This is a genomic window from Microvirga medicaginis (assembly GCF_052658925.1).
The window spans coordinates 99654-123268 of the sequence record NZ_JBQWEL010000009.1 but is presented as its reverse complement, the minus strand read 5'-3'; the positions used below and the strand labels follow the sequence as shown (position 1 = coordinate 123268).

At 58.7% G+C, this 23615-nt stretch carries 24 protein-coding genes; 9 read left to right on the top strand and 15 right to left on the bottom strand.

The genetic code is table 11. The features are described from left to right. Positions 1–3 precede the first annotated feature (3 nt). Entirely contained in the window at positions 4–1503 is a 1500-nt protein-coding gene (locus ACUXUR_RS13580; protein ID WP_445502893.1) for a CpaF family protein, read from the bottom strand. A 214-nt stretch (positions 1504–1717) separates the two neighbouring features. Here ACUXUR_RS13580 and ACUXUR_RS13575 point away from each other — a divergent pair, with 214 nt between their 5' ends. Further along, positions 1718–2176, top strand: a complete 459-nt coding sequence (locus ACUXUR_RS13575) for a pilus assembly protein N-terminal domain-containing protein (protein ID WP_445502892.1) — start codon at positions 1718–1720, stop codon at positions 2174–2176. A 61-nt stretch (positions 2177–2237) separates the two neighbouring features. On the opposite strand, the gene ACUXUR_RS13570 is transcribed toward ACUXUR_RS13575, so the two are convergent. The 7 genes from ACUXUR_RS13570 to ACUXUR_RS13540 all read right to left on the bottom strand — a co-directional run bounded on the left by ACUXUR_RS13570 (position 2238) and on the right by ACUXUR_RS13540 (position 7090). Beyond that, the gene (locus ACUXUR_RS13570; RefSeq protein ID WP_445502891.1) at positions 2238–2654 is read right to left on the bottom strand and encodes a TadE/TadG family type IV pilus assembly protein; all 417 of its coding nucleotides are present in this window, start codon (positions 2652–2654) and stop codon (positions 2238–2240) included. Beyond that, positions 2651–3205, bottom strand: coding sequence for a TadE/TadG family type IV pilus assembly protein (locus ACUXUR_RS13565; RefSeq protein WP_445502890.1), 555 nt, complete (start codon positions 3203–3205; stop codon positions 2651–2653). Before ACUXUR_RS13565 ends, ACUXUR_RS13570 begins: the two co-directional genes overlap by 4 nt. A gap of 8 nt (positions 3206–3213) precedes the next feature. Next, the gene (locus tag ACUXUR_RS13560) at positions 3214–4557 is read right to left on the bottom strand and encodes a CpaE/TadZ family protein (RefSeq protein WP_445502889.1); all 1344 of its coding nucleotides are present in this window, start codon (positions 4555–4557) and stop codon (positions 3214–3216) included. Positions 4558–4589: 32 nt separating this feature from the next. Then, positions 4590–5351, bottom strand: coding sequence for a Flp pilus assembly protein CpaB (gene cpaB, locus ACUXUR_RS13555; protein ID WP_445502888.1), 762 nt, complete (start codon positions 5349–5351; stop codon positions 4590–4592). 58 nt (positions 5352–5409) lie between these two features. Then, on the bottom strand, positions 5410–5925 hold the full coding sequence (locus ACUXUR_RS13550) for an A24 family peptidase (RefSeq protein WP_445502887.1): 516 nt from the start codon (positions 5923–5925) through the stop codon (positions 5410–5412). 114 nt (positions 5926–6039) lie between these two features. Next, on the bottom strand, positions 6040–6225 hold the full coding sequence (locus ACUXUR_RS13545; RefSeq protein WP_445502886.1) for a Flp family type IVb pilin: 186 nt from the start codon (positions 6223–6225) through the stop codon (positions 6040–6042). A 352-nt stretch (positions 6226–6577) separates the two neighbouring features. Further along, positions 6578–7090, bottom strand: coding sequence for a tetratricopeptide repeat protein (locus ACUXUR_RS13540; RefSeq protein ID WP_445502885.1), 513 nt, complete (start codon positions 7088–7090; stop codon positions 6578–6580). Positions 7091–7389: 299 nt separating this feature from the next. On the opposite strand from ACUXUR_RS13540, the gene ACUXUR_RS13535 reads away from it, so the two are divergent. Further along, a complete protein-coding gene (locus ACUXUR_RS13535; protein ID WP_445502884.1) occupies positions 7390–8898 on the top strand; it encodes a type II and III secretion system protein family protein in 1509 nt (502 codons plus the stop codon). 844 nt (positions 8899–9742) lie between these two features. Here ACUXUR_RS13535 and ACUXUR_RS13530 read toward each other — a convergent pair. Then, the gene (locus ACUXUR_RS13530) at positions 9743–11194 is read right to left on the bottom strand and encodes a protein adenylyltransferase SelO (RefSeq protein ID WP_445502883.1); all 1452 of its coding nucleotides are present in this window, start codon (positions 11192–11194) and stop codon (positions 9743–9745) included. 325 nt (positions 11195–11519) lie between these two features. Between ACUXUR_RS13530 and ACUXUR_RS13525 the strand changes: the two genes are divergently transcribed. The 7 genes from ACUXUR_RS13525 (at position 11520) to ACUXUR_RS13495 (ending at position 18212) form a co-directional block, all read left to right on the top strand. Next, complete coding sequence (locus ACUXUR_RS13525) at positions 11520–11723, top strand: hypothetical protein (RefSeq protein ID WP_445502882.1); 204 nt, start codon at positions 11520–11522, stop codon at positions 11721–11723. A 77-nt stretch (positions 11724–11800) separates the two neighbouring features. Further along, a complete protein-coding gene (locus tag ACUXUR_RS13520; protein ID WP_445502881.1) occupies positions 11801–12175 on the top strand; it encodes a hypothetical protein in 375 nt (124 codons plus the stop codon). 68 nt (positions 12176–12243) lie between these two features. After that, positions 12244–15636 carry a transcription-repair coupling factor gene (gene mfd, locus ACUXUR_RS13515; protein WP_445502880.1) on the top strand — a complete coding sequence of 1131 codons (3393 nt, stop codon included), beginning with the start codon at positions 12244–12246 and terminating at the stop codon, positions 15634–15636. Between the two features lie 15 nt (positions 15637–15651). Beyond that, positions 15652–15879 carry a hypothetical protein gene (locus tag ACUXUR_RS13510; RefSeq protein WP_445502879.1) on the top strand — a complete coding sequence of 76 codons (228 nt, stop codon included), beginning with the start codon at positions 15652–15654 and terminating at the stop codon, positions 15877–15879. A gap of 147 nt (positions 15880–16026) precedes the next feature. Next, positions 16027–16308 (top strand): transglutaminase-like cysteine peptidase, encoded by a 282-nt coding sequence (locus tag ACUXUR_RS13505; RefSeq protein ID WP_445502878.1) that lies wholly within the window; start codon positions 16027–16029, stop codon positions 16306–16308. A gap of 52 nt (positions 16309–16360) precedes the next feature. Next, positions 16361–16567: a hypothetical protein gene (locus ACUXUR_RS13500; protein WP_445502877.1), complete on the top strand. Its 207-nt coding sequence runs from the start codon at positions 16361–16363 to the stop codon at positions 16565–16567. A 157-nt stretch (positions 16568–16724) separates the two neighbouring features. After that, positions 16725–18212 carry a sensor domain-containing diguanylate cyclase gene (locus tag ACUXUR_RS13495; RefSeq protein WP_445502876.1) on the top strand — a complete coding sequence of 496 codons (1488 nt, stop codon included), beginning with the start codon at positions 16725–16727 and terminating at the stop codon, positions 18210–18212. 11 nt (positions 18213–18223) lie between these two features. Here ACUXUR_RS13495 and greA read toward each other — a convergent pair whose 3' ends face one another. From greA to ACUXUR_RS13465, 6 genes are all read right to left on the bottom strand, one after another. Further along, on the bottom strand, positions 18224–18691 hold the full coding sequence (gene greA / locus ACUXUR_RS13490; protein ID WP_445502875.1) for a transcription elongation factor GreA: 468 nt from the start codon (positions 18689–18691) through the stop codon (positions 18224–18226). A 65-nt stretch (positions 18692–18756) separates the two neighbouring features. Next, the gene (locus tag ACUXUR_RS13485; protein ID WP_445502874.1) at positions 18757–19875 is read right to left on the bottom strand and encodes a branched-chain amino acid ABC transporter permease; all 1119 of its coding nucleotides are present in this window, start codon (positions 19873–19875) and stop codon (positions 18757–18759) included. Continuing rightward, positions 19872–20897 carry a branched-chain amino acid ABC transporter permease gene (locus ACUXUR_RS13480; protein ID WP_445502873.1) on the bottom strand — a complete coding sequence of 342 codons (1026 nt, stop codon included), beginning with the start codon at positions 20895–20897 and terminating at the stop codon, positions 19872–19874. The genes ACUXUR_RS13485 and ACUXUR_RS13480 overlap by 4 nt, the downstream gene beginning before the upstream one ends. After that, positions 20894–21619 carry an ABC transporter ATP-binding protein gene (locus ACUXUR_RS13475; protein ID WP_445502872.1) on the bottom strand — a complete coding sequence of 242 codons (726 nt, stop codon included), beginning with the start codon at positions 21617–21619 and terminating at the stop codon, positions 20894–20896. Before ACUXUR_RS13475 ends, ACUXUR_RS13480 begins: the two co-directional genes overlap by 4 nt. Continuing rightward, complete coding sequence (locus ACUXUR_RS13470) at positions 21612–22391, bottom strand: ABC transporter ATP-binding protein (protein WP_445502871.1); 780 nt, start codon at positions 22389–22391, stop codon at positions 21612–21614. Before ACUXUR_RS13470 ends, ACUXUR_RS13475 begins: the two co-directional genes overlap by 8 nt. Positions 22392–22398: 7 nt before the next feature. Beyond that, positions 22399–23589, bottom strand: a complete 1191-nt coding sequence (locus ACUXUR_RS13465) for a substrate-binding domain-containing protein (RefSeq protein WP_445502870.1) — start codon at positions 23587–23589, stop codon at positions 22399–22401. Between the last annotated feature and the right edge of the window lie 26 nt (positions 23590–23615).

Sequence of the window (23615 nt, the reverse complement as noted above, 5' to 3'; positions counted from 1 at the left end):
TCGCTACGTGTGAGATTTTTCGGCGGCGTCGAGGGCGGCTGCAAGGCGCTTTTCCTCTCCATAGTAACGCGCGCGATCCCAGAAACGCGGGCGACCGACACCCGTCGAGCGATGTTGTCCGATGATGTTTCCTTTCGCATCTTCGCCGAGGACCTCATAGGTGAAGAGATCCTGGGTAATGATGACGTCGCCTTCGAGGCCGAGTACCTCGGTGATATGCGTAATGCGACGGGAACCATCACGCAGACGGGCAGCCTGAACAATCACATCGACCGAAGAAACGATCATCTCACGGATCGTCCTTGACGGCAGACTGTATCCGCCCATCGTGATCATGGACTCGATACGGGACACTGCCTCTCGGGGGGAGTTGGCGTGAAGGGTTCCCATGGATCCATCATGACCCGTATTCATCGCCTGAAGAAGATCGAAGGCCTCCGGTCCGCGAACCTCGCCGACGATGATGCGCTCCGGGCGCATGCGCAGACAGTTCTTCACGAGATCGCGCATGGTGATCTGGCCTTCGCCTTCGATGTTCGGCGGGCGTGTTTCCAGGCGTACGACGTGAGGTTGCTGCAATTGAAGCTCCGCGGCGTCCTCGCAGGTCACAATGCGCTCGCCGGGCTCAATGTAGCGAGTGAGGCAGTTCAGTAGCGTCGTTTTACCGGAGCCTGTACCTCCGGAAACAATCACATTGCAGCGGACTCGTCCGATGATCTCGAGAATCTGCGCACCTTCGGGAGTGATCGAGCCGAATTTGACGAGCTGATCGAGAGTGAGCTTGTCCTTCTTGAATTTACGGATCGTGAGGGTCGGTCCATCGATGGCGAGCGGTGGAGCAATCACGTTGACGCGCGAGCCATCCGGGAGGCGCGCGTCGCAGATGGGACTGGATTCATCGACACGGCGTCCGACTTGGCTGACGATGCGCTGGCAGATATGCAGAAGCTGTGCATTGTCGCGAAACTGGATATCCGTCTTCTGAACCTTGCCGCCGACCTCGATATAGACCTCATCAGCGCCGTTGACCATGATGTCGGCGATATCGTCCCGGGCCAGAAGAGGTTCGAGAGGGCCATAACCTAGAACGTCGTTGCAGATATCCTGAAGGAGTTCGTCCTGCTCGGCAATCGACATGACGAGCTTCTTGGCCGTCACGATGTCCTTGACGATTTCACCGATCGCGTCACGTGCCTCCCTGAGCTCCATCTTGCCCAGCTGGGCGACATCGATGGCTTCGATCAGTGCCGCAAAAACCTGGGCTTTCAGACCGTAATACTCGTCGGTTTTTCGGCTGCCCTGCGAACGCGCCGCCGATCCCTCCGACAGATTCTGGGTCGGAGGAACTGTTGCGGATGAGATGCGAGAGGGCGGCTCAGTGGGACGGGCCGGCTGGGTTGCGCCAGGGGATAGAGCCTGGGACTGCCTGTCGATATGCAATCCGGGTGGGGGGGCAGGAGGCTGTTTAATGCCTTCGTTCTGCAAACTTCTCTTGCCGAACATGCTGCAAGCCCCGCTTTTCCGTTTGGCCCTCCGACCTGCCCGTCAGGCTCGTTGCCACAATTCATGAATGCTTATTAGAACCTAGGTGCCGTCAGGGTCTATTCAGCTTCATGGTCTAGGACTGGCCGAGACACGCCTCGGCCAAATGGTCTAATTGCTCCTCTGGCGTAAGAAATGGTTTGAAAGAAGGATGCCAGACGACCGGACATTCCTTATGCAACGCCGTTCCCTTAAACTGATTGCTACGGTTCTCCTGTTGGGGAGCCCTGCCCTTTCACAACAGGGTTGGGCAGATGAGGCGCTCGTCCAGGCACCTGCGGGTTCATCGAACGCTCGACTCAAGCTCACCCGGGATCAGACAACTCTCCCGATCGTTCTGGATTTCGCCAAGATTTTGACCTTCGACCAGCCCGCACGGACGATCATCATCGGCAATCCTGGGATCGTCGATGGCACCTTGAGTGATGATACCACCATCGTGCTCACCGGAAAGTCGATAGGAACCACGAACATGATCGTTCTGGGGGAGGGTGGGCAGGAGATCGCCAATTTGCGCGTGAACGTGTCCGCCAACGCGCGACAGATGACCACGGTCGATCATGGCGGCGTGCAACAGACATATTCCTGCGTCGATACCTGCCGGCCGGTCGGAAAGGCTGACCCTGCAAAATAAGGAATGATCCGCCTCTCGAAGCAGAAGCGGGGCCATCTCGGTCCACGCCCGTGCCTAGCGTTCACGTCGCCTTGGGGAAGCGACGGGTGAGCGACATCATGAATGTGTCGCGCACGAAGGCAGGTACGACAGGCCTGAAGATCACATCGGCTTTCACGGATCGGAAATCCGTATTCTCAGTAACGGTAATCTTCGGGATCTCATCCGGATATTGACCCGGGTCTGTGATCGCGAATGCCGGAAAATCTTTCATGACCTCAGCGATCAGCTGCTCATTGCTTGTGTTGAAGACCAGGCTTTTTCGGGCCGCCCGATCCATGGCGTTCGACACTTTGTTGTAGATATAGAACGCACGGCCAAAGTCGATGGCGATCAAGGATCCTGCAATCAGGAGCATGCCGATGAAAGCGAATTCGACGGCAACGGATCCATTCTCGCAAGGGCCCAGACGCCTGAACGTGCGGGCGATCCTTCTCATCGAACCTGGACCCTGATCTGAGGTTCGAACGAGAAGTCCGGCAGGAGCATGTTCGAGGATCTGCTCTTGGCTCGGACCGAGTAGTAGGCGAGGGTCGGCTTAGAGCCTGTGCATATTGTCGAACACGCGATATGAGGGCCCTCGGTCGCATCGGGGCATACACAATAGCGAGAGGCGCCGACGATAAGGGGCGGCTTCTCATTCACCGGGACTGTGCTGCCGACAGCAAAGTTCCCCGTGGCTGCCATGGTGTTGAGGACCTTGACGACCTCCTCGGCCGCAGGACTTGTGGATTTGTCCAGCATGGCTTGCTGAGCGCCGGCTCTTAGGACCTGATCGATCGCCATGCGTTGATGAGCGAGAAGCGCCAGGTCCGCGACGGCAAGGGAGCCCAGCAGAATGATCGGTGCAAGAAGTGCGAACTCAAGCGCCGAGACGCCGGCTTGATCGCGCAGAAGTCTGGTCCATGCAGCCCAGGGCCGATAAAGGCCGAGTACCGAGAAGGCTCTCCCCATCAACCTGAGTGGCGCAAGATCCCGCTGCACGGCCATGACCTCGCTTACTTCCTCGCCGAACCGGAGCCGCGCTTCAACGTGCCGAACAGAGATCCCAGGCTGAGCACATTCTTGTGCGAGCGCTTTGCATCCTTTCGACCAGTCAGGATATCAGCAATCTCCCCGAAGGCTTTCGGCGCTGCTCCCTTGCTGGAGATTTCAGCGACCATCTGCCCCTTGTTGGCGGCCGTTCCAAACAGCTGGGCTTCGAAACCGATGCAGGCAATCGGCTCCAGCTGAACGGCCTTGGCGAATTCCTTAGGCTTGATCTCGGGCCTCTTCGGCATGCCGACTTGGTTCAGAACCAGCTTGGGCGGAGGATCATGAGGGCGCGCCTGCCGCAGAACACCAATGATGTTCTTCGCATTTCGCAGGTTGGCGAGATCCGGCACGGCTGTGATGACGATCTCATCTGCCGCAACCAGCACGCTCCTGGCCCAGGAGGTCCACATATGCGGCATATCCAGAACCGTGAAGGGAATGCTCGATTGTGCAACGTCGATCAGGGGCTGGAGCGCGCTCTCGTGGAGATCATAGGGCTTCTCCAGATCCGTCGGAGCGGAGAGGAGGCTCAAATGGTCACCGCACTTGGCCAGAAGACGGTCCAAAAGTACCTCGTCGAGGCGGCCCGTGTCCTGGATCGCGTCCGAGATACCCGGTCCGGTATCAAGATTGAAATCGAGGCTGGCAGTTCCGAAGGGGAGATCCAGGTCGGCGATCATCACGTCGGAGCCGAGTTGGCGGGCAATCATCCATGCGACATTATGGGCAAGCGTCGACGAGCCGACACCGCCCTTGGCGCCGATGAAGGCATAGGTCTGGCCGAGCTTGCTTGATCTGTTCTCGCCATAGACACTGGAGATCGATGCAATCAGCGAAACAGGATCTACCGGTGCAAGGAGATATTCGCTGACGCCTCGCTTGATGAGCTCACGGTAGAGCACGATGTCGTTGGCGTGGCCGATCGCCATGACGCGTGTTCCCGGATCGCAGACTTCGGCAAGACGGTCGAGATCGGCAAGATAGAGATTCCCGGCCGAACGGCTCTCGATGATGACCAGGTTGGGAGTCGATGTCTTGCGATAATGTTCGACGGCGGCAGCGACACCGCCCATATGCACATTGACCCGTGTGCGCGACATCAAACGATCACGGGCTGCATTCTCGATGACGCTTGCCACATCCGGACTATCGCAAAACGCATCGATGTTGATGCGCGGGATGCGCACGGCTTCGCGGGCGCGGGCGATGTCTTCCAAAGTGCTCGTTGACGGTGCAGCTTGGTCAAGATCCTGCCGGATCGCCCTGCGGGGGAGGTCGTCTGCCATGTCGAAAGTCATGTCCGTCATCTGAAAGAGCGGTCCTGTCGCAGGTTCGCGTGCTAGAATTTCACGACTTCGCTTTGGCCTGCCCGCAGGATCCGCACGGATACGCTCTCCGGACGAAGCAGAGGCTCGTCGTCGTTATCGGCAGCCGAACGTAATGAAAGAGAGAGAATGCCTGTCGCCTGGGCGGCGGCGATGGCTTCGGCCTGAGATGGGCTGAGCTCGAGAGTCGCCGTTTTGCCGACAGCGACAGGCTGTCCTTTGGCTTCCTCGATTTTCTGGTCGACAGCCAGCACACGGATGTTGGTGAGAATCGTGCGGCTGAGATTGTCGGTTTGACCCTGTCCGGGGCGCGCGACGGTTTGGATCACGTCCACTCGGTCGTTCGGCAGGATGAACCCGCCAGCCGTACTCTCCACCGAGATGCGAATGGCGACTGCGCGTTTGCCCGGTGCGAGGATCGAGGCGAGCAGGCTCGAACTGCGGGAGAGCTTGTCTTCGCGGATCGGCTCGCCAGAGACGAACTGGCTACGCACCATGATGCCCGTCAAAGTCTTGATGGCCTCCGGCTGCGCAGAGCGGGTGATGAAATCGGGGCTGACCGCATCGGCAGGCCAGGGTTGCCACCGAAGGCTTTTGTTGTTCAGATATTGTCCCTGACCCAGCTCTGCCGATGCAACGAGAACATCGATCATGGCGACCTGAGGCGCCGGAGCAGGAGTCGTCGTGACGGCGACGCCGGGTCTCATGGACAATGCAAGCCAACCGGCAAGGCCGCCGGCTGCGATAGCGATGGCAAGAATGACAATGCGCAGCATGATCAACGACCCTATCGAATGAGAAGGAGTGCCTTCAGACGTGTCATGATGACCTGTCTCATGACAGCATCGTCATCCAAGGCGTACTCGGAAATATGAAAAGAGCAGCTGCTGCGATCGCAATTCCGTAGGGAATACCGGACTCTCGCGAGTGCAGCTGAACGATCCAGGGTATGCGCGTGCAGAAAGCCGGAAGCGGCAATGAACGAAACTTCAGGAGGAGCAGGCTCAGAACACCGCCAAAGATGGCTATGTAAAGGACATAAGGCAGGGCCTGCTCTGCGCCGAGCCACAGCACGACCACTGCGATGAGCTTGGCATCGCCGCCGCCGATCCATCCCAGGCCGAAGAAAACAAACATGCCCGCCAGGACAGCCAGCGCGACCGCTGCGCTCCACCCGATCTGCACGGCTCCGAAGCCAGCAAGCGGTGCCAGGGCGGCATAGATGGCGAGAAGAAACAGAACCAGCTCATTGCGGATCTTCATCGTGGCCAGATCCATGAGGCCCGCCCAGATCGTCCCTGCAGCGAAGCAGATGCTTGCGGTGAGCGCTGCTACGGCGGAGATCGTCATTCCTGCCCCTCAGAGTGATCGTGTCTTAACGAACGTATAGAGCTTAATGAAAGGAGCGGAGGGGATGGTGCCCCTCCGCCATGTTCAAGGCGTGAGCTTGCACGATCCTACTGATTATGGATTTGCGGCATTGGCTGTAGTCAGCGCCGTCGAAATCTTGTCGAAGCTGATATCCAGCTGGGTGCCAATTACGGTCACGGCTCCGATGATGACGACTGCGATCAGGGCAGCGATAAGGCCATATTCGATAGCGGTGGCGCCGGACTCGTCGTTCAGGAAGCGCTTAACGAGAGACTTCATAGTTTTGTTCCTCGGTTTGGTACACTGGTCTGTCGCATGCTCGATGCGACCCCCCACAAGCCCTCGTGGCTGTGTTAAAGATATACAAAGAACTTTTTCGTAGCTTGGTCTATTCAGCCTGATGGCCTAGAGCTTCCGAGAGCCTGAATTCGGCCAAACGGCCTAGTGATGAGAGGCTCTTATTTCAGGGGTGAAGAAAAGATCTTTCGGGCTTCCGTCAGCAACGTGTCCCCGGAGGCAGGCGAGAACGAGCAGGCGCCCGTGAGGTCTTTCTCGCGCATTTCCCGTCGCGCACTCCATTGTCCATAGGGTTGAAGGCAACCGTACTTGAGAAGCGAGCTTCGACTCTGGATCAGCGTTGTCTTGAACGAGCGACGTTATCCCTCAGAAGGTCCAGGTTGTTGTTGATCGTGGCGCTTGCAGGATCGAGTTCGTGGGCTTTGAGGAAGTTGCTGCGGGCCTTCACTACATCGCCGCGCAAAAGATAAGAGTAGCCGATGTTGTTGTAGTACTCGGCCCGGTCTCCGATCAGGCGGCCGGCCTCCCGGTATGCCCTGTCGGCGAGGTCGAACCGACGCACCCGGTCGTAAGAGGCGGCAAGCCCCAGCCAGGCTTCGCCATTGTTCGGCTCCACCTCCACCGTGCGCTCATAGTAGCGGGCGGCATGCCCATAATTTCCCGCTGCGAATTGGACTTTCGCAACCTTGAAGACCTCGTTGTCCGGATATTCCTCGACGGAGGAGGGGAGCTCGATTTCTGCGGCGCTGTTGCCGAAGCTCGAACTGCCGGTGCTGTTGCAGGCGGACAACAGCGGAAGTGCGCATACGAGCAGTGCTGATGCCAGCTTCCGTTCGAGTGTCCCCATTGCAGCCCCCACGCATCTTTCCGCCGCACTGGATGTGCGATTCACTTATGGGTGTAGCAATGGATCAATGGCCCTCGCAAGCCCGGACACATGGCTGATGCGTTTGCAGCAAAGCGCAGCCAATCCAAGGTTTGGCTAGGCCAAATGGCTTAGGCTGCACGTTTTTTACGGCCCATTAACCCTGCATGCCCTCAAGTGTTGACGTTCTAGGCTATTTGATCGGCTGGACGCGGAGTCCAGAGGCGGATTAGATCGTCGCAATGGAACAACGTAGCGTTTTTCGGGGGCGGTTTTCAGTGATGCGAGTAACGTTTGATCCGGAGCGCTGCCGTGCTGCGCTGAGCAAGATCGGGCCCGTTCTCGTACTGGTTGCCCTCATGGCTGCCTTTGCCGGAGTGCTATCCCCCGCTCACGCTCAAGAGAGGCTCCTCCGATTCAACAAGGGACGCGCCATCGGCGATATCGATGTGGCCCAAGGCCAATTCCTGACCGCTAGGACCGCTGCGGATGTCGGGCGTGTGATCGTCGGCAATCCTGATATTGCAACGGCCGTTCCTCTCACCGCGCGCTCTTTCTACGTTCTGGGCAAGGCAGAAGGGCGGACCAATGTCGCGGTTTATGGAGCCGACGACGAATTGATGGGAACGGTCAATGTGGAGGTTGGCGCCGACACGCCTGACCTCGCCGCCACCATCCAGGAAACCATCCCCCAGGCCAACATCAGAACGGAAACCGTTAATGGGCGTCTCCGCTTGAGCGGCACGGTTCCGGACGGGATCGCGTTGCGTAAGGCTCTGGAAATCGCAGAGCAATACGGCGGCTCGGATGGGATCATCAATGCTCTACGTGTCACAGGCGGCCAGCAGGTCATGCTGGAAGTCCGCTTCATCGAAGCGAACCGTAGTGCTGGCCGCGAACTGGGTATCAGCTGGTTCGGACGCAAAGCCGGCGATACATCTGGGCGCGGAGTTGCAATCGGCAATTTCGAGCCTCCACAGACCGGTACTTCCGGCGTCACCTACAACCCGCTCCTGCCCAGCGGCGCTACACCCTTCGGTACCGTGCTAGCGAACGTCCTTGGAGGAGGCGTCAGTGCAGATATCCTCGTGCAGGCTCTAGAGCAAAAGGGGTTGGCCCGTCGTCTCGCCGAGCCGAACCTCATAGCCCTCTCGGGTGAGAAGGCGAGCTTCCTCGCCGGTGGTGAGATTCCTATTCCTGTGTCGGCTGACGACAACAAGGTGACGGTTACCTACAAGGAATACGGTGTTCGCCTGAATTTTACGCCTACTGTGCTCGAGAACGGGATCATCAATCTCAAGCTGGAGCCTGAGGTCAGTCAGATCGACGAGACGGTTCGGGTCGGCACGGGTCTGATCTCCATTCCAGGTTTCATCACCCGTCGTGCCAGCACCTCCATCGAGATCCGGGATGGCCAGAGCTTTGCGATGGCAGGCTTGCTGCAGAGTGTTCACTCGAAAAGCCGCGAGCAGGTTCCATGGCTCGGACAATTGCCCATCATCGGTACGCTGTTCAGCTCCTCCGACTTCGAAGAGCAGGAGACGGATCTCGTCATCATCGTGACACCACGTCTTGTGAAGCCGGGCAAGCCAGGGCAACCGCTTCGCACACCACTCGATTCAGCAAAGCCCAGCAACGATCTCGAGTTCTTCCTTCTCGGTCAGCTCGAAGTCGATGGCGACATGCAGAAGCGCTTCGCCGAGGGAACGGGCGTGATCGGACCTTATGGGCACATCATCGAGCTGAAGCCAGGAAAGCGCAATGTCGTCAAAAAAGTCGTTAAGCAGTAAGGCTCGGCTCACCGTTTCAGCGACCCTGGTCCTCTCGGCCATATCGCTTGGCGGTTGCGTGGATTACATGGAACATCGCGATACGATCACTCTCTCTGCAGGTGAGGCGCAGGCCTGGAACCGGACAGTGCACACTTCGGATCCTTGGCCATCTTACGTGATGAATACCCAGATCCCGGGCGATGGGCAGCGCACGGCTGTTGTCATGCGGCGCTACAGCACCGGTAATGGAGAGGCTGGAGCTGCTGCTCCTGCTCTTGCTCCTGCACCGAGCGCCCCTGCATCGCCACAATAGTCTGCGCAGCAGGTGAAGATCTTCCGCAAATAAGAAACCCCTGGCCCCCACGGAGCCAGGGGTTTCTCACAAAAGGGATCAGGCGAGTTTAGCGGTATGTATCGCCCTTGCCGTTGGGGCTGCCGTCGCCGCCGCCATTGCCGGAATTGCCCGGTCTACCATTGTCGGTGTCACCGCCACTGAATGTGCCGCCACCGGCCAATCCGCCGGTACCGCTGCTGACTACGCCGTAATTATCCGCAACTGCACCGCCGCTGCTAGATCCCGTGGGCGGCCGCCTGTCGTGCCACTTACGGCGACATTGCCGTTGCGTGCGAACGCGTCACGGTTCACCTGCTGGAAAGATTTTGCGGTACTTAATCCGCCGCTTGACGACTTGCGTGGCTCTATTACGCAAACCTAGAAATATCGTTCCCGTGAGTTGTTGAACAAATTGCAGCTTAGCAGCTGGAACAATTTTTAAATTGCAGACATAGCTGAAATTCTTCTTTGCAGGCTTGGATAGTAATGTATGAAAGGTCACCATTTAGGAAACTTTGCTTGATATGGCTACGGCTCTTGCATGACAGTAGGGACGGGTATCGAGAGGCCATAAGCCTCAGCCAAGAGCGCAGTTTCCGCCAGCTTAGCATTGAAGGCGGACCAGTCATCGGCGCGGGCAATAGGTTCCCAGATTGCCTCCACATCCTCAATCAGCATCGTATAAGGTGTTGTTCTCGTAAAATAGGAATGGTCGAGCCTGAGGTTTGGAAGCGGTTTGAAATCCTCAAGACTCTGGCGAAATGGCTGAAAGCTGGGATGAGCGTAAAACCCGGCGGATGGACCGTGCGTCGCGCGTTCAAGAGCCTTCAAGCCGCCAAACCAGTCAAAGAAGGTCTGCTCGAAGGGAGCTTTCGTGCTGTGAAGGAATGTCCATAGGTTTTTGGCAAGCAGGCCATCCTGCTCATAGCCTTCAGAGCAAAGGCCGAGACGGCGGAGGATGGCAGCCGCGAACTCCTGATGAAGAGCAGGTTCGAAGGCCGCCAATGAGGCTTCAAGTTTGCTCTGCTCTGCAATCGGAACGAAGCATTCAGCGAGCCTGAACAGATTCCATAAAAGGGCATCGGGCTGGCGCCCAAACGCATAGAGGCCTGTCTCGTCGAAATAGGCAGCCGTAAAACCTGGATCGTAAGAGGGAAGAAAACGCCAAGGACCGTAATCAAAACTCTCGCCCGTGACGTTGATATTGTCGGTATTGAGCACGCCATGAACGAAGCCTGCAGCCATCCATTGCGCGCCCATGCGTGCGACGCGTCGGCACACTTCCTCGACAAAAGCTGCCGCACGCTCTCCTTCACTCTCGCTCCAAATCTCAGGCATGTAGGTTGCGATCGTGTAATTGAGCAGCTTGCTGATATTGTTTGTCTCGTCGAGATAGAGCAGGCGCTGGAACGTGCCGATGCGGATATGCGAGTGACTGAGGCGCACGAGAACCGACGAGCGGGTGGGAGAAGGCTCGTCACTGCGCTCGAGCTCCTCGCCAGTTTCGATCAGGCTGAATGATTTCGATGTGTTGACACCCAGTGCTTCGAGCATCTCGGTTGCCAGCACCTCCCGAACTCCACCCTTCAGCGTCAGGCGCCCATCGGCGTGGCGAGACCAGGGTGTCTGTCCACTTCCCTTGGTGCCGAGATCGAGAAGCCTGCCATCCTTGATGTCATGCAATTGCGCGAACAGAAAGCCGCGGCCGTCTCCGAGATAAGGATTATAGGTTCGGAACTGGTGGCCATGATAGCGCAGCGCCAGGGCCTGCTCGAAGCTCCCAGGAAGCGGTGCGAAACGGCCAAAGTGCCGGATCCATTCCTCATCCGTCAGATCGGCAAGACCCGTCCGCTCAGCCCAGCGCTGATTACGATAACGCAGAATGTGGATCGGAAATCCGGCAGGTACGACGATATCAAAGAAATCCGAGCCCAGACCTTGGTGAGACGTCGAGGCATGATACGCAGAAGAAAGGGGCATCGGCTCTCATTCCGGTTTGACAGGTTCAATCATGGTCGAGGCAAAATGTTCACGAGGGCCCTCGAGCCGTTTTCGTGCAACTTGAAACAGCGATGCTTCACTCGGATCTTAATGTAACATCGTATAAGAAAATATCACGATTTAACCATGTTGTGGAAAAGTATTTTCCAGTAAGGCCAAGAGAAAAACTATTTTTATATCCAAGAGTTACGTCTGAAATTTTGGCTCTCTCCGAAGGGGTTTGCGCGAATTTTTGTCTCAGAGCTTGGCTGAGGCAACGGCGAATCCTATGATTCTTTCAACGAAGAAGTCCTGGGAGAGATCAATGGCACTCAAGGATCTGGCAGCCCTCTACGGGCGTGTTGCTTTGATCGTTCTTGCATTTGCATTCCTTGCAGGGATCATCGCCGGGCCGGTGCTGCAGAAGGCTGGCCTCCGCTCATCCGTGACCGCCGCCCAAGATCAAGCGCCTTTGCCGGACCTGCTGATCCGTGTTAAAACTGCGCCTGCTTCAGGGGGACAGGGCTAAGAGTCTCTTAGATTTCCTGAGGTATATCGGCCCTCATCCCGATAAACGGGCTCATTCAGTCCATTCGGATCCTCACGATGAGCGATGATAGCATTCTGCGGCAGGAGATTCGCCGTTCCTTGAGGGGCGTGCGCAGCATGATCTGCTCTTACTCGGGGCTATATTCTGGAGAGGACCTCGCCCGCGATGTGCTGAAGATCTGTGATGACATGGCTCGGTCCTCTCAGCCGACGCCGCGACTGAAGGAGGCGCGCTGCGTCGTTCGGGAGCGTTGCATGAAGTTGGCGCGGGATGCGGACCGTTTCTCCGCGCGAGATCCAGCCGTGATCGCCGCCTCCCGTGCGCAGGCGGTCGCATCGATCGATGTGATTCAGGATGCGCTTTTCGAGATGCGAAAGGCAGAGACTGCAGTCCCACGGATCGGCGCTCTCCTGCGGAGAAGAAGTCTCTAATTCTGCAACTGCGAGGGACACTGGGCGTTGATGCTCTGTTCAGAGCGTCTTCCATCCAAAGGAACCCTATGCGCGCCGAGCCCGCCGCTTCTCAGGAACTTGGGCATCGTGATTTATTCCTTGCACCCCTTGCCGGCTTGCATGCAGTGCGTCTCATCGCGTTGGCACACCGTGCCGGGGCGCAGGGCCTCATTCACCTGGTGCACGGGCAACGCTGGGCTGAGCAACTGGCAAGCGCAGTCAAAGGACTGTCGCCGGATCTGGAAGTCCATGTTCTGCCACCCTGGGACTGTCTTCCTTACGATAGCGCGTCGCCTTCACGCGATGTTATGGGGCAGAGGATGTCCGTCCTCCGCCAAATGGCGGCGCCTGCGAAAGGGCCACGTCTGCTGATCTGCAACCCGGCCGCCATTGTCCAACGTGTGCCGCCAAGGGAGCTATGGCCGAGTGCGACTTTCCCTCTCAAGACAGGCGACGCTTTTGTCCAAGAGGCGCTTGAGAACTTCTTGCATCGCGCTGGTTATGTGTTGGACGACAGGGTCGACGAAGCCGGAGAGGCGGCCATTCGCGGGCAGGTTATCGATCTCTTTCCCGCCAATTGTCCGCTGCCTTATCGCGCGGAGCATGATGGTTCCTCCATCCTTTCCATTCGTCGTTACGATCCTGTCTCGCAACGAACGGAAGAGGATGTCGACAGCATCACCCTGGAGCCAGCCTCGGAAGTCGTTCTGAGCGAGATGAGTGATGCTTCTTCTTCCCAAGATCGCCACGCGGGGATGGAGCACCGCCTGCCGGAATATTATAGACAGCTTGAGACTGTGTTCGACTATTGGCCTGATGCTGAAATCGTCATGGAGGAAAGAGCAGAAGAGCGCCGTCAGAATGTAATGGAGCAGATTGCGGATGCCTATGAAAGCCGAAACAGTTTTCGCGCCGGCGCAGTCAAGCCAGAGCGGCTCTTCACCCTTGATGGCGAATGGCAGCAGGTTCTGAATGCAAGACGATTGACCATCATTCGAGAGGCTCGTGAATCAGAAGCCGGCGAAAGCAAGGTTCCGTTCTTTGCAAGTGCTTCCAAGCCGGCGCAGGCGTTGTCGAACTTCATTAACTCCCAGGAGAAATTGCAGCGGAGAATTGTGCTTATCGCGGCGACAGAGCGCGATCTCAATCGGTTGCGACGCAGAGTGCAAAACATTCGATCGAAAATAGCTGCCGTGGACAGTTGGAATAAGGTGATCGATGGAGAACCCCAAGGATGGTTTTCCATCAAGGCGGATATCAGAGGTGGCTTCATCGATGATGATGCTGGAGCCGTAGTCATCACGGCATACGATGTTCTGGGGAGTCGGGTCAGTACAGAGGTGACGTCTGAAGCAACTTCGGTATGGTCTCTGCAGACGGATGCAGGCTTTCACATTGGTGACATCGTCGTCCACATTGAGCATGGCATCGGGAGCTTGGAGGGAATTGAGACAATTTCGCTCGGAGATCAGAGCGGCGAAGATGCTATCCGCCTGGCTTATGCAGATGAGGCAAGGATCATGGTTCCCGCGACGGACATGGACCAGATCTGGCGTTATGGTCCGGCGTCCGATGCTGTTAAGTTGGATAGGCTGAATGGCGATGCATGGATTGCGCGCCGCAAGACGATTGAAATCGAGATCCAGGACGCATCCAAGCGATTGAAGTCTCTGGTTGACGAGCGCGGAGCCGTTCAGCTTGATCCGATCACCCCGCCAAACCGGGACTATGAGCGTTTCGTCGCTCGCTTTGCGTTTACCGAAACGCCTGATCAGGCCCGTGCCATTGAGGAGGTTCTGCAGGATCTCGCCTCCGGGCATCCCATGGATCGTCTCGTCTGTGGCGATGTCGGTTTCGGCAAGACTGAAGTTGCCTTGCGTGCTGCGGCGGCTGTTGCCTTGTCCGGAAAGCAGGTAGCTGTGGTCGCGCCTACCACGGTCCTCGCTCGTCAGCATCTCCGGATATTCCAACGGCGATTTACCGGATTGGACATGGAAATTGCCCATCTCTCGCGTCTGGTCACTCCTGCAGAGGCGCGGGTTGTCAAGAAAGGTCTCGCCGATGGATCGATCAGGATCGTAGTGGGGACGCATGCGCTCGTGGGGAAGGGGATCAAGTTCAAGGATCTTGGTTTGGTGATCATCGACGAGGAGCAGCGCTTCGGGACCGCTCACAAAAACAAGCTCAGGGAATTAGGACGTGGTGGGCACGTGCTCACGCTGACTGCGACACCGATCCCGCGCACGCTGCAATCTTCTCTTGTTGGTCTGCAAGATATCAGCATCATCGCTACACCGCCCGCGCGGCGCCAGCCGGTCCGGACTTTCCTGAGTGCCTTCGATCCAGCCACAGTGCGGGAAGTTCTCATGCGCGAAAAGCGACGCGCAGGGCAGAGCTTCGTCGTGTGTTCGAGGATCGAGGATATCGAACCGATGAGGGAGCAGCTGGCTAGACTTGTTCCTGAGCTCGAGCTGATCGTGGCGCATGGCCAGATGCCGCCCGAGAAAACGGACGAGGCAATGGTCCGTTTCGCGGATGGAGAGGGAGATGTTCTGCTCGCCACAAATATTATTGAGAGCGGCCTCGATGTTCCTCGCGCGAACACCATGCTGGTATGGCGGGCCGACCGTTTCGGTCTCGCGCAGCTTCATCAGCTGCGGGGACGGGTTGGACGAGGACGCATTCGGGGCGCCGCTTATCTCCTGACCGAGCCTGATCAGGTGCTTCCCAAGGCAACCGAGAAGCGCTTGCGGACACTCGAGGCGCTGGATCGCCTTGGCGCTGGATTTGCCATCAGCGCGCAGGATCTTGATCAGCGTGGGGCGGGCTCACTCCTCGGCGAGGAACAGGCCGGTCATATCAAGCTCGTCGGAGCAGACCTCTACCAGCATATGCTGCGGCGCGCCCTGCGGGGCGAGAGCATCGAGGATGCATGGTCGCCCGAACTCAACATCGGCCTCATGGGCGCCATCCCGGAGAGCTACATCAACGATCCGGAAACGCGGGTTAATCTTTATGCGCGGATATCGCGGCTTGATCCGCTCGAGAGCGTAGAGGATCTCGAAGCCGAGATCGAGGACCGCTTTGGAGCCTTGCCGCAATCCCTGCAGAACCTCATCAGCCTGGCGGAGCTGAAGCAATTGTGTCTTCGTCTCGGCATTGCGCGCATCGATGCCGGGCCACAGGCCATCGCACTGACGTTCCGATCCGGATCTGCCGACGTGATACCACTGAACAAAGTCCTTGAGGCCTCCACCGGCGAGCTTCGCTGGAGCGGTGAGCGGCTGATCCTTGCGCGCTCCATAGAAGAGCCTACCGAGCGGCTGAAGCCTATTCGGGCGCTGTTGGAAAGTTTGCTTGAGATCTGTCGCTCGGCCACTTGCTTGCAGGTCGCATGCGAACATATTCAGCCGAGGGGACTTATCCCTAAAACCGCTTGAGACGATGAGGAGCCCATGACTTCCGAGGAAATCAAGGAGCTGAATGCAGCGCGCGAGAGCCTTGTCAAACGCCGGCGAGAAATGGCGCGGCAAATCGCGGAGGCGCCGCTTCCCTCGGTGGAAATGGCGGAAGAGCTTTCGAAAATCCTGACCGCCATCGAGGCACTGGATCGAGCTCTCAATGAGGCGGGGCATCCTTACATGAGCCAGAGTGTGGCCGACGGGATGCAGGCGGATGCCTGAGGTCTTCCTTCTCTCCTCGAAGACTTGATCCTACCCACAGGCAAGCTGCCCATTTTGGGCTCAATGCACCGGCTTATTCCCAAACAAGCTTGAGCAAGGCGGGGCTGTAGACAAGGCTCCTGCAGCAAAAGCACTGGGGGCCTTCCGATGTTTTCGATTCTGCGCAGCGTGGCCGCTGCATGTCTGCTTGTCGTCGTGGCTTCGCCGATTCACGCAGCCGTGGCAAAGCCCGCGCGACAGGTTGTTCTGGCGCCGGAACGGCTCGCAGAGCTGCAGCAGGTCAACCGCCATGTAAACGCCACCATCGTGGAAACGACTGACCTGGAACAGTACGGGCGGGAGGATGCCTGGACCCTTCCTGCAAGTGGGAGAGGTGATTGCGAGGACTTCGTGCTCCTGAAGCGCAAGATGCTGATCGAGCGTGGCTGACCGGCGTCCGCCTTATCCGTCACGGTTGGCGCAACCGCGGAGGGAGCGGCCCATGCGGTTTTCACGGTTTCTGCCGCCCAGGGTTCAGCTCGTGCTCGATAATCTCAGCTCGTCCATCCTTCCGCCTTCCCGGACGGGGCACAGCTATTATGCTCGTCAGTCCGGTAAAGGCTGGATTTCGGCCAACGGCGAGAAAACCGCCGAGCCTATGGCGGACCTGCCGGTGGCTCGGGTGGGTTTGCGCGACCGAAGGGGCTGAGCTTCTCAGGGGGGAATCGGATGAACGCTATGCAATCCGATCGCTGTTCCAGGCTGAAAATGAAGCCAAGTCAGGAAAAATTTTCCCTTCTGATCTAGTATTACAGCGCGTCTGCAGGCTGAATGGCCCATATCTTGTCTATCCCCGCAGGCCTTCCATGCCCCATCCCAACTCCAGCGCTCTGCGCGTTCATGCTTCGGACAATTACCAAGACGATGCCCGCATGTTCGACTTGGCGCCCGTTTCTCTGTGGCTGGAAGATTACAGCGGCCTGAAGCAGCTTTTCGAAGAGTGGCGAGCCGACGGTGTGACTTCGCTGAGGGCCCATCTTGAGGCCGATCCCGAACGCGTCCGCGCCTGTTCGGGCTGTATTCGTGTCATCAAGGTCAACCGCAAGACGCTCAGTCTGTTCGAGGCCGAGAGCCCGGGACATCTGATTGACAATCTCTCCCGGATCTTCCGCGCCGACATGCTCAAGACCCATATCAATGAGCTGGTCCAGTTATGGGAGGGTAAGCTCGAGTTCGGGAGCAACACTGTCAACTACACCCTTGCGGGAAAGCGGCTCGACATTCAGCTGAAGGGAACGATCCTGCCGGGACACGAGGACAGCTGGGATCGCGTTCTCGTGGCCATTGAGGATGTGACGGAAAGGGAAACAGCGCGTCGCGAACTGGCGGTCAGCGAGACCTACGCGCGCGGTCTCTTCGAACATTCTCCTGTGTCGTTGTGGGTTGAGGATTTCAGCGCGGTCAAGCAATTGCTTGATGATGTGCGACGGCAGGGGATCAGTAACTTCCGTACCTTTACGGACGTGCATCCGGAGTTCGTCTCGCGCTGCATGAGCGAAATTCGCGTCATCGACGTGAACCGGCACACGCTCGAGCTCTTTGCCGCGCCTGATAAGAAGACCCTGCTTGGCAATCTCAGTGAGGTTTTCCGGGAGGAGATGCAGGACCATTTCCGGGAGCAGCTCATCGATCTCTGGCATGGCAGAATTTTCCAGCAGCGGGAGGTGGTAAACTACTCCCTGGCTGGCGACGAGCTTCACCTGCACCTGCAGTTTTCCGTTCTGCCCGGCTACGAGCAGGATTGGTCGCTCGTCCAGGTGGCGCTGACGGATATCACGGCTCGCAAGCGCGCCGAAGCCTATCTGGAATATCTCGGCAAGCACGATGTATTGACTAAGCTCTACAACCGTTCCTTCTTTGTCGATGAGCTCAATCGCCTTGAGCGCAAGGGGCCGCTTCCTGTGACGGTGGTCATCATTGATCTCAACGGGTTAAAGACGGCGAACGATCAGCTCGGACACGCCGCCGGGGATGCATTGCTACGCCGCGCGGGCGAGGTGCTCAACAAGGCGGTCGACAAGCCTTCGTGTGCGGCTCGCATCGGTGGCGACGAGTTCGCTCTGCTGCTGCCGGGAACGGAGGAGCGAGACGCCAAGGTGGTCCTGGAGAGCATCGAGAACCTGCTCGAGGTCAACAACCAGTTCTACACCGGTCTTCCGCTCAGCTTTTCCATGGGACTGGCGACAAGCGAGCCTGGCGAGCGGCTGGAATCCGTGGTGAAGCGCGCCGATCTGCGGATGTATGAGGCCAAACGTGCCTATTACGCCACTCTGCAGGGGAACGGCGGCGTTTGAAGCGCTGACCTTCAGGCGGCTATCGTGATGATCTCGGCTTGCGTCGATCCTAAGGGGATGACGTCGCCAACCTCTTTTCCCATAAGGGCCTGGGCGAGCGGCGAGACGTAGGAGATGGTTCCCTTGGCGGGATCAGCCTCGTCCTCTCCGACGATCCGATAAGTCTGTTGCCGCCCATCCTCGCGCTCGATGGTAACGAGGGCGCCAAAACGGACATGGGCCGTGTCGGAGGGAGGAGGCACGACCACGGCCGAAACCCGCCTGGCCGACCAATAGCGCAGATCGCGCGAGAGACGCGCCATCTCAGCCTTGTCGTCGGCGGCTTTCGCTTCCTCAAGGCGCCGTTCCAGGGTGTTGATCTCGGCATCCATCTGCGTAAGTCCCAATGGCGTGACGAGATGATGCGGGCTCACGGTCCGATTAGGCAGGTCCTCGAAAGCTTCACCGCCTTCAGTCTCGCGAACAAAGGCACGACTCATAGGCGCTTCCTCCGCTCTTTCGAAGAAAACGCTGTAAACCGGCTAAGTTTCCGTGCCTTAAGCCTTTATTGCTTAGCCTGTCGCAAGCGCCCAACAATGCCGCCTGGGAACGCGTAGACGCTGATGACGAAGAGCGCACCGAGCCAGAGCAGCCACCGATCCGGGTGGATCAGGTTCGGCAGCACCGGCACCCCGGCGAGCGCTTTGCTTCCGGCCTCCATGAGAACCTGCAGATAGCTCTGGGCGAGAACGAAGAGAGAGGCGCCAATCACGGAACCATACATCGTTCCCATGCCGCCGATGACGACCATGAGCAGAATGTCGATCATGATGGAGAAGGAGAGCGTGGTATCCGGACCATTGTAACGCAGCCACAGGGCCATGAGGGCACCGGCCACCGTGGCGGTGAGAGCCGAGATGACGGAGGCTGCTGTCCGATACGCCACCACACGATAGCCCAAAGCCTCGGCGCGGAACTCGTTCTCACGGATCGCCTGCAGCACGCGTCCGAACGGAGAGTTCACGATGCGCAGGAGCAGAAGGAACATCAGAAGGGCGATGACGAACACCATGTAATAGGCAATGAGACGCCCATTAATGGCGACGCCAAGGATCGGCTCGGACAAAAGCCTGAAGGCGGGGCGCAGCTCGTTCGGCAACTGAAACGACAGACCATCTTCGCCGCCAGTGATACCGGAAAGCTGCGAGGCGAGAACCGACATGGCGGAGGCAACCGCCAGCGTAATCATCGAAAAAAAGATTGCACGCACCCGCAGCGACAGCAGGCCAATCGCAACAGCCAGCACAGCGGAGAGCACAAGAGCCGCGGCAAGGCCGATGGCGACAGAGGTCCAGGCGGCACCAAGACGCTCAAGCGCGATGGCAATACCGTAGCCGCCGATGCCGAAGAACATCGTGTGAGCGAAAGAGACAATGCCGGTATAGCCCAGCAGCAAGTCATAGCTTGCGACCAGCACGATGAAGACGCAGATCTTGGCGGCCGTGCTCAATGGCTGGCTGCCGGAGAACAGGAACGGCGTTGCCGCCAGTACCACCAGAATGGCGAGCAGGATGAAAGTCAGCATCTTCGAGCGAGGCATGTCCGAGGACAGGATGCCACTTAAAACGCCGCCGCTCTTGCGGGTCTCATCGAAAGCGAGGGGCAGGGCAGGAGATGTGCTCATCGACGCGCTACCGGAAAGAGGCCCTGCGGACGCCAGATCAGCACGAGGGCCATGACAAGGATGTTGGAGATCAAGGCGAGCTTCGGCTCGATGAAGCCGACATAGTTGGCTACCAGCGCGACCAGGACGGAGCCGACGAAGCAGCCGCCAACGGAGCCGAGGCCGCCAATGATGATGACGATGAACACCAGCACCATCACCTCCATGCCCATGCCTGCGGTGAGCGTCTGGCGATAGAAGGCCCACATTACACCGCCGAGGCCAGCAAGCGCTGAGCCTGCCACGAACACGGTCACGAAGAGGCGGCGGATGCGATAACCCAGCGCCTCGACCATCTCAGGGTTCTCGACGCCCGCGCGGATCACAAGGCCGATGCGCGTGCGGTTGAGCAGCAACTGCATGCCGATGAACACCACAAGGCCCACGCCCACTGCCACGACGCGATAGCGCTCCATCACGATATCGCCGACGATGAACGCGCCACGCAGGGTTTGCGGCAGCGGAAGCGGGATAGGCGATGCACCCCAGATGGCGTGGATTGCCTGCTCGGCCACGATCAGGCCCCCCATGGTGACCAGGATCTGCTTGAGATGGCTGCCATAGACAGGACGCACGATGATGCGCTCAAAGACCGCGCCGACGACGCCGGTGACCCCCATGGCAGCGAGAATGCACAGCAGCAGGAGGCCAAGGTTCAACCAGACGGAATCGGCCTGCCCCCAGCCAGCGAGCGGGCCGAGGACGAGAAGGGTCGCATAGGCCCCAAGCGAGATGAAGACGCCATGGCCGAAATTGATGATGTCCATGAGACCGAACACCAGCGTGAGTCCGGATGCCATGAGAAAGATCATCATGCCCATCGCAAGGCCCGCGACGGTGAGCGTCACCCAGGTCGAGCCGCTGCCGACAAAGGGTAGGGCAAGGAGCGCGAGCACGGGAACGAGCGCGAGCGGCAGCCAATCCGTTTTGTTGTGCGGAAGCGGCACGGTCGATGCAGTCGGTTCAACAGCCGTATCGGTCATTGGTGTGCATCCAGGGAGAGGCCAAGCAGGCGCTGCTGCAGGTTCTTGTCCGTCACCAGTTCGCTCATGGCGCCGGAATGCACGATGCGTCCATCATCCATCACGACGACATTGTCGCCAAGGGCGGAGGCCGCATGGAAATTCTGCTCCACGAGCAGGATCGTTTCGCCTGCAGCCTTCAGGGCTTTGAAGGCCTCGATCATGCTGCGCACCATCACGGGTGCGAGACCCTTGGTGGGCTCATCAATGAGCAGAAGGCGGCGTGGCTCGGCAATGGCGCGGGCGATGGCGAGCATCTGTTTCTGGCCGCCGGAGAGATTGCCTGCGGGCAGGTTCCAGAAGCGCTTGAGCGCCGGGAAGAGGCCGAACATCCAGTCGAGGCGCGCGGAATCCACCGGGCCGCTGCGGGCAGCAAGCACGATGTTTTCACGCACCGTAAGGTCCGTGAAGATGCCCATGGATTCCGGCACGTAGCCGATACCGGCGCGCGCGATATCCGGCGTGCTGGTCCTGGTGATATCGTCGCCACCGAAGCGGATCGCGCCGGATGATGCCTGCCACAGGCCCATGATGGTGCGTAACGTCGTCGTCTTGCCTGCCCCGTTGCGGCCGAGCAGCATGGTGAGCTGGCCTGCGGGAACGGCAAAGTCCACGCCGTGCAGGATGTGATATGGCCCGATATGCGTGTGCACGCCGGAGAGTTGGAGAAGCGATTCAGCCATTCGCTACCTCCACACCGAGATAGGCTTCCTGCACCACGGGCGAGGTGATGACCTCCACTGGATCGCCGTCAGCCACGAGAGTGCCGTTGTGCAGTACGATGATGCGGTCGGCAAGCGAGCGGACGACATCCATCTTGTGCTCGACGAGGAGCACCGTTGCATCACCGCGCTGCTTGATGTCATGAATGAGTTCGAGGATTGTCGGTACTTCGTCGACGCTCATGCCGGCGGTGGGCTCGTCAAACATGAAGACCTTGGGCTCCATCGCAATAAGCAGCGCGACTTCGAGCTTGCGCTGGTCGCCATGCGAAAGCGCCTTCGGTGGAATATGGCGCTTGTCGCTCAAGCGCACACGCTCAAGGATCTCTTCCGCCTTCGCGATGAGATCGCGGCGGCTGTTCCAGACCTTGAACAGGGACCAGCCCGCCTCGGCGCGGCTTTGCACGGCAAGGCGCACGTTCTCCAGCGCGGTCAGGTCCGGGAAGAGGTTTGTGAGCTGAAAGGCGCGGCCCAAACCGCGTTTGGCGCGGGCGGACGGCGGCAGAGAAGTAATGTCCCCTCCCTCGACCAGAACCTGTCCCGACGTTGCGCGCAGCTGGCCGGAGATCAGGTTGAAATAGGTCGTCTTGCCAGCGCCGTTCGGGCCGACAATGGCCGTGAGCGTGCCAGGGGTGAACTGGCATGACACGTTATTGACGGCCACATGGCCCCCGAAGCGAATGGTAAGCCCGCGCGTTTCAAGCGCGGGCGTTGTCGTTGCTGATGATGTCACAATTAGCTTAGCGCTTGTTGCGAACCGGAATAGGCATCCTGCCGGCAGGGATCGTGTCGACGAGATCGAGCAGGTCGTTCGCGTCCTTGCCGTTGGCCTTGACCTTGAAATGGTACATGACCTGCAGTGCTTGGTGATCTTCCTTGCGGAAGGTCATGGTACCCTTCGGTGTCTCGAAGCTCATGCCTTCCATGGCCTTGATCAGCTTCTCGGTATCGGTGCCGCCGGCCTTCTCGATGGCGGTGACGACAGCGGAAGCAGCGGCGAAACCGCCTGCGGTGAAGAAGTCCGGCGGCGAGTTGAAGCGCTTCTGGTGCTCGGCCACGAGCCAGTCGTTCATCGCGTTCTTCGGGAAGGCATAATAGTAGTACACAGCGCCTTCCATGCCGGGATAGTTCTTGTAGATCTGCATGACGGGCAGGATGTTGCCGCCGGGCGCAATCTCGATACCGAAGCGCTCGGGCTTCAGATCGGCGATCTTCGGCAACGGATGCTGACCGGCCCAGATGATGTTGATGATCTTCTTGCCCGGCTTGTCCTTCAGCGCGTCGAAGATGCGCTGGGCGGAAGCGGTGAAATCCGTGGCGTTCTGAGGTGTATATTCCTCGAACACCACCTTCGCGTTCGGGCGGATCTCGGCGAGCGCGTTCTTGAGAGCAGCCACGCCGTCCTTGCCGAAGGCGTAGTCCTGCGCGAGCGTCGCGATGGAAACATCGCCGCTGGCCGGAATGGCCGCTGCAGCGCCATAGGCATCCTGCGTGGAGTTGCGGGCGGTGCGGAAGATGAAGCGGTTCCATTTCTCGCCGGTGATCGCATCAGCCACGGCGGGTTCGACGATCAGCACTTTGCCGTTCTCTTCCGCAACCGGCAGCATGGCGAGCGCGGCAGCGGAGGAGGTGGTGCCGACAGCGATGTCGACATTGTCGTCGTTATAGGCCTGCTCCAGCAGCGTCTTGGCGAGGTCGGCCTTCAGCTGGTCGTCCTTGACGATCACGGAGATCTTTCGGCCGTTCAACGCCATGGTGCCCTTGGTGAGGTACTCAAGGCCCATCATGAAGCCGGCTTCTGTCTGCTTGGCATAAGCTTCAAGCGGACCGGTTTTGCCGGCAATCAGGGCGATCTTGATGTCCTGGGCGAAAGCCACAGAGGCGAACAGAATTCCTGCCGTTGCGGCAGCGATTTTGAGCTTGAGGCGCATCGCACTCCCCATGTGTGTTTTTGTTG

Excerpts from the sequence above, each read along its gene's own strand:
- ACUXUR_RS13580 (WP_445502893.1), bottom strand. The coding sequence starts at position 1,503 with ATGTTCGGCAAGAGAAGTTTGCAGAACGAAGGCATTAAACAGCCTCCT.
- ACUXUR_RS13575 (WP_445502892.1), top strand. The coding sequence starts at position 1,718 with ATGCAACGCCGTTCCCTTAAACTGATTGCTACGGTTCTCCTGTTGGGG.
- ACUXUR_RS13570 (WP_445502891.1), bottom strand. The coding sequence starts at position 2,654 with ATGAGAAGGATCGCCCGCACGTTCAGGCGTCTGGGCCCTTGCGAGAAT.
- ACUXUR_RS13565 (WP_445502890.1), bottom strand. The coding sequence starts at position 3,205 with ATGGCCGTGCAGCGGGATCTTGCGCCACTCAGGTTGATGGGGAGAGCC.
- ACUXUR_RS13560 (WP_445502889.1), bottom strand. The coding sequence starts at position 4,557 with ATGACGGACATGACTTTCGACATGGCAGACGACCTCCCCCGCAGGGCG.
- cpaB (WP_445502888.1), bottom strand. The coding sequence starts at position 5,351 with ATGCTGCGCATTGTCATTCTTGCCATCGCTATCGCAGCCGGCGGCCTT.
- ACUXUR_RS13550 (WP_445502887.1), bottom strand. The coding sequence starts at position 5,925 with ATGACGATCTCCGCCGTAGCAGCGCTCACCGCAAGCATCTGCTTCGCT.
- ACUXUR_RS13545 (WP_445502886.1), bottom strand. The coding sequence starts at position 6,225 with ATGAAGTCTCTCGTTAAGCGCTTCCTGAACGACGAGTCCGGCGCCACC.
- ACUXUR_RS13540 (WP_445502885.1), bottom strand. The coding sequence starts at position 7,090 with ATGGGGACACTCGAACGGAAGCTGGCATCAGCACTGCTCGTATGCGCA.
- ACUXUR_RS13535 (WP_445502884.1), top strand. The coding sequence starts at position 7,390 with ATGCGAGTAACGTTTGATCCGGAGCGCTGCCGTGCTGCGCTGAGCAAG.
- ACUXUR_RS13530 (WP_445502883.1), bottom strand. The coding sequence starts at position 11,194 with ATGCCCCTTTCTTCTGCGTATCATGCCTCGACGTCTCACCAAGGTCTG.
- ACUXUR_RS13525 (WP_445502882.1), top strand. The coding sequence starts at position 11,520 with ATGGCACTCAAGGATCTGGCAGCCCTCTACGGGCGTGTTGCTTTGATC.
- ACUXUR_RS13520 (WP_445502881.1), top strand. The coding sequence starts at position 11,801 with ATGAGCGATGATAGCATTCTGCGGCAGGAGATTCGCCGTTCCTTGAGG.
- mfd (WP_445502880.1), top strand. The coding sequence starts at position 12,244 with ATGCGCGCCGAGCCCGCCGCTTCTCAGGAACTTGGGCATCGTGATTTA.
- ACUXUR_RS13510 (WP_445502879.1), top strand. The coding sequence starts at position 15,652 with ATGACTTCCGAGGAAATCAAGGAGCTGAATGCAGCGCGCGAGAGCCTT.
- ACUXUR_RS13505 (WP_445502878.1), top strand. The coding sequence starts at position 16,027 with ATGTTTTCGATTCTGCGCAGCGTGGCCGCTGCATGTCTGCTTGTCGTC.
- ACUXUR_RS13500 (WP_445502877.1), top strand. The coding sequence starts at position 16,361 with ATGCGGTTTTCACGGTTTCTGCCGCCCAGGGTTCAGCTCGTGCTCGAT.
- ACUXUR_RS13495 (WP_445502876.1), top strand. The coding sequence starts at position 16,725 with ATGCCCCATCCCAACTCCAGCGCTCTGCGCGTTCATGCTTCGGACAAT.
- greA (WP_445502875.1), bottom strand. The coding sequence starts at position 18,691 with ATGAGTCGTGCCTTTGTTCGCGAGACTGAAGGCGGTGAAGCTTTCGAG.
- ACUXUR_RS13485 (WP_445502874.1), bottom strand. The coding sequence starts at position 19,875 with ATGAGCACATCTCCTGCCCTGCCCCTCGCTTTCGATGAGACCCGCAAG.
- ACUXUR_RS13480 (WP_445502873.1), bottom strand. The coding sequence starts at position 20,897 with ATGACCGATACGGCTGTTGAACCGACTGCATCGACCGTGCCGCTTCCG.
- ACUXUR_RS13475 (WP_445502872.1), bottom strand. The coding sequence starts at position 21,619 with ATGGCTGAATCGCTTCTCCAACTCTCCGGCGTGCACACGCATATCGGG.
- ACUXUR_RS13465 (WP_445502870.1), bottom strand. The coding sequence starts at position 23,589 with ATGCGCCTCAAGCTCAAAATCGCTGCCGCAACGGCAGGAATTCTGTTC.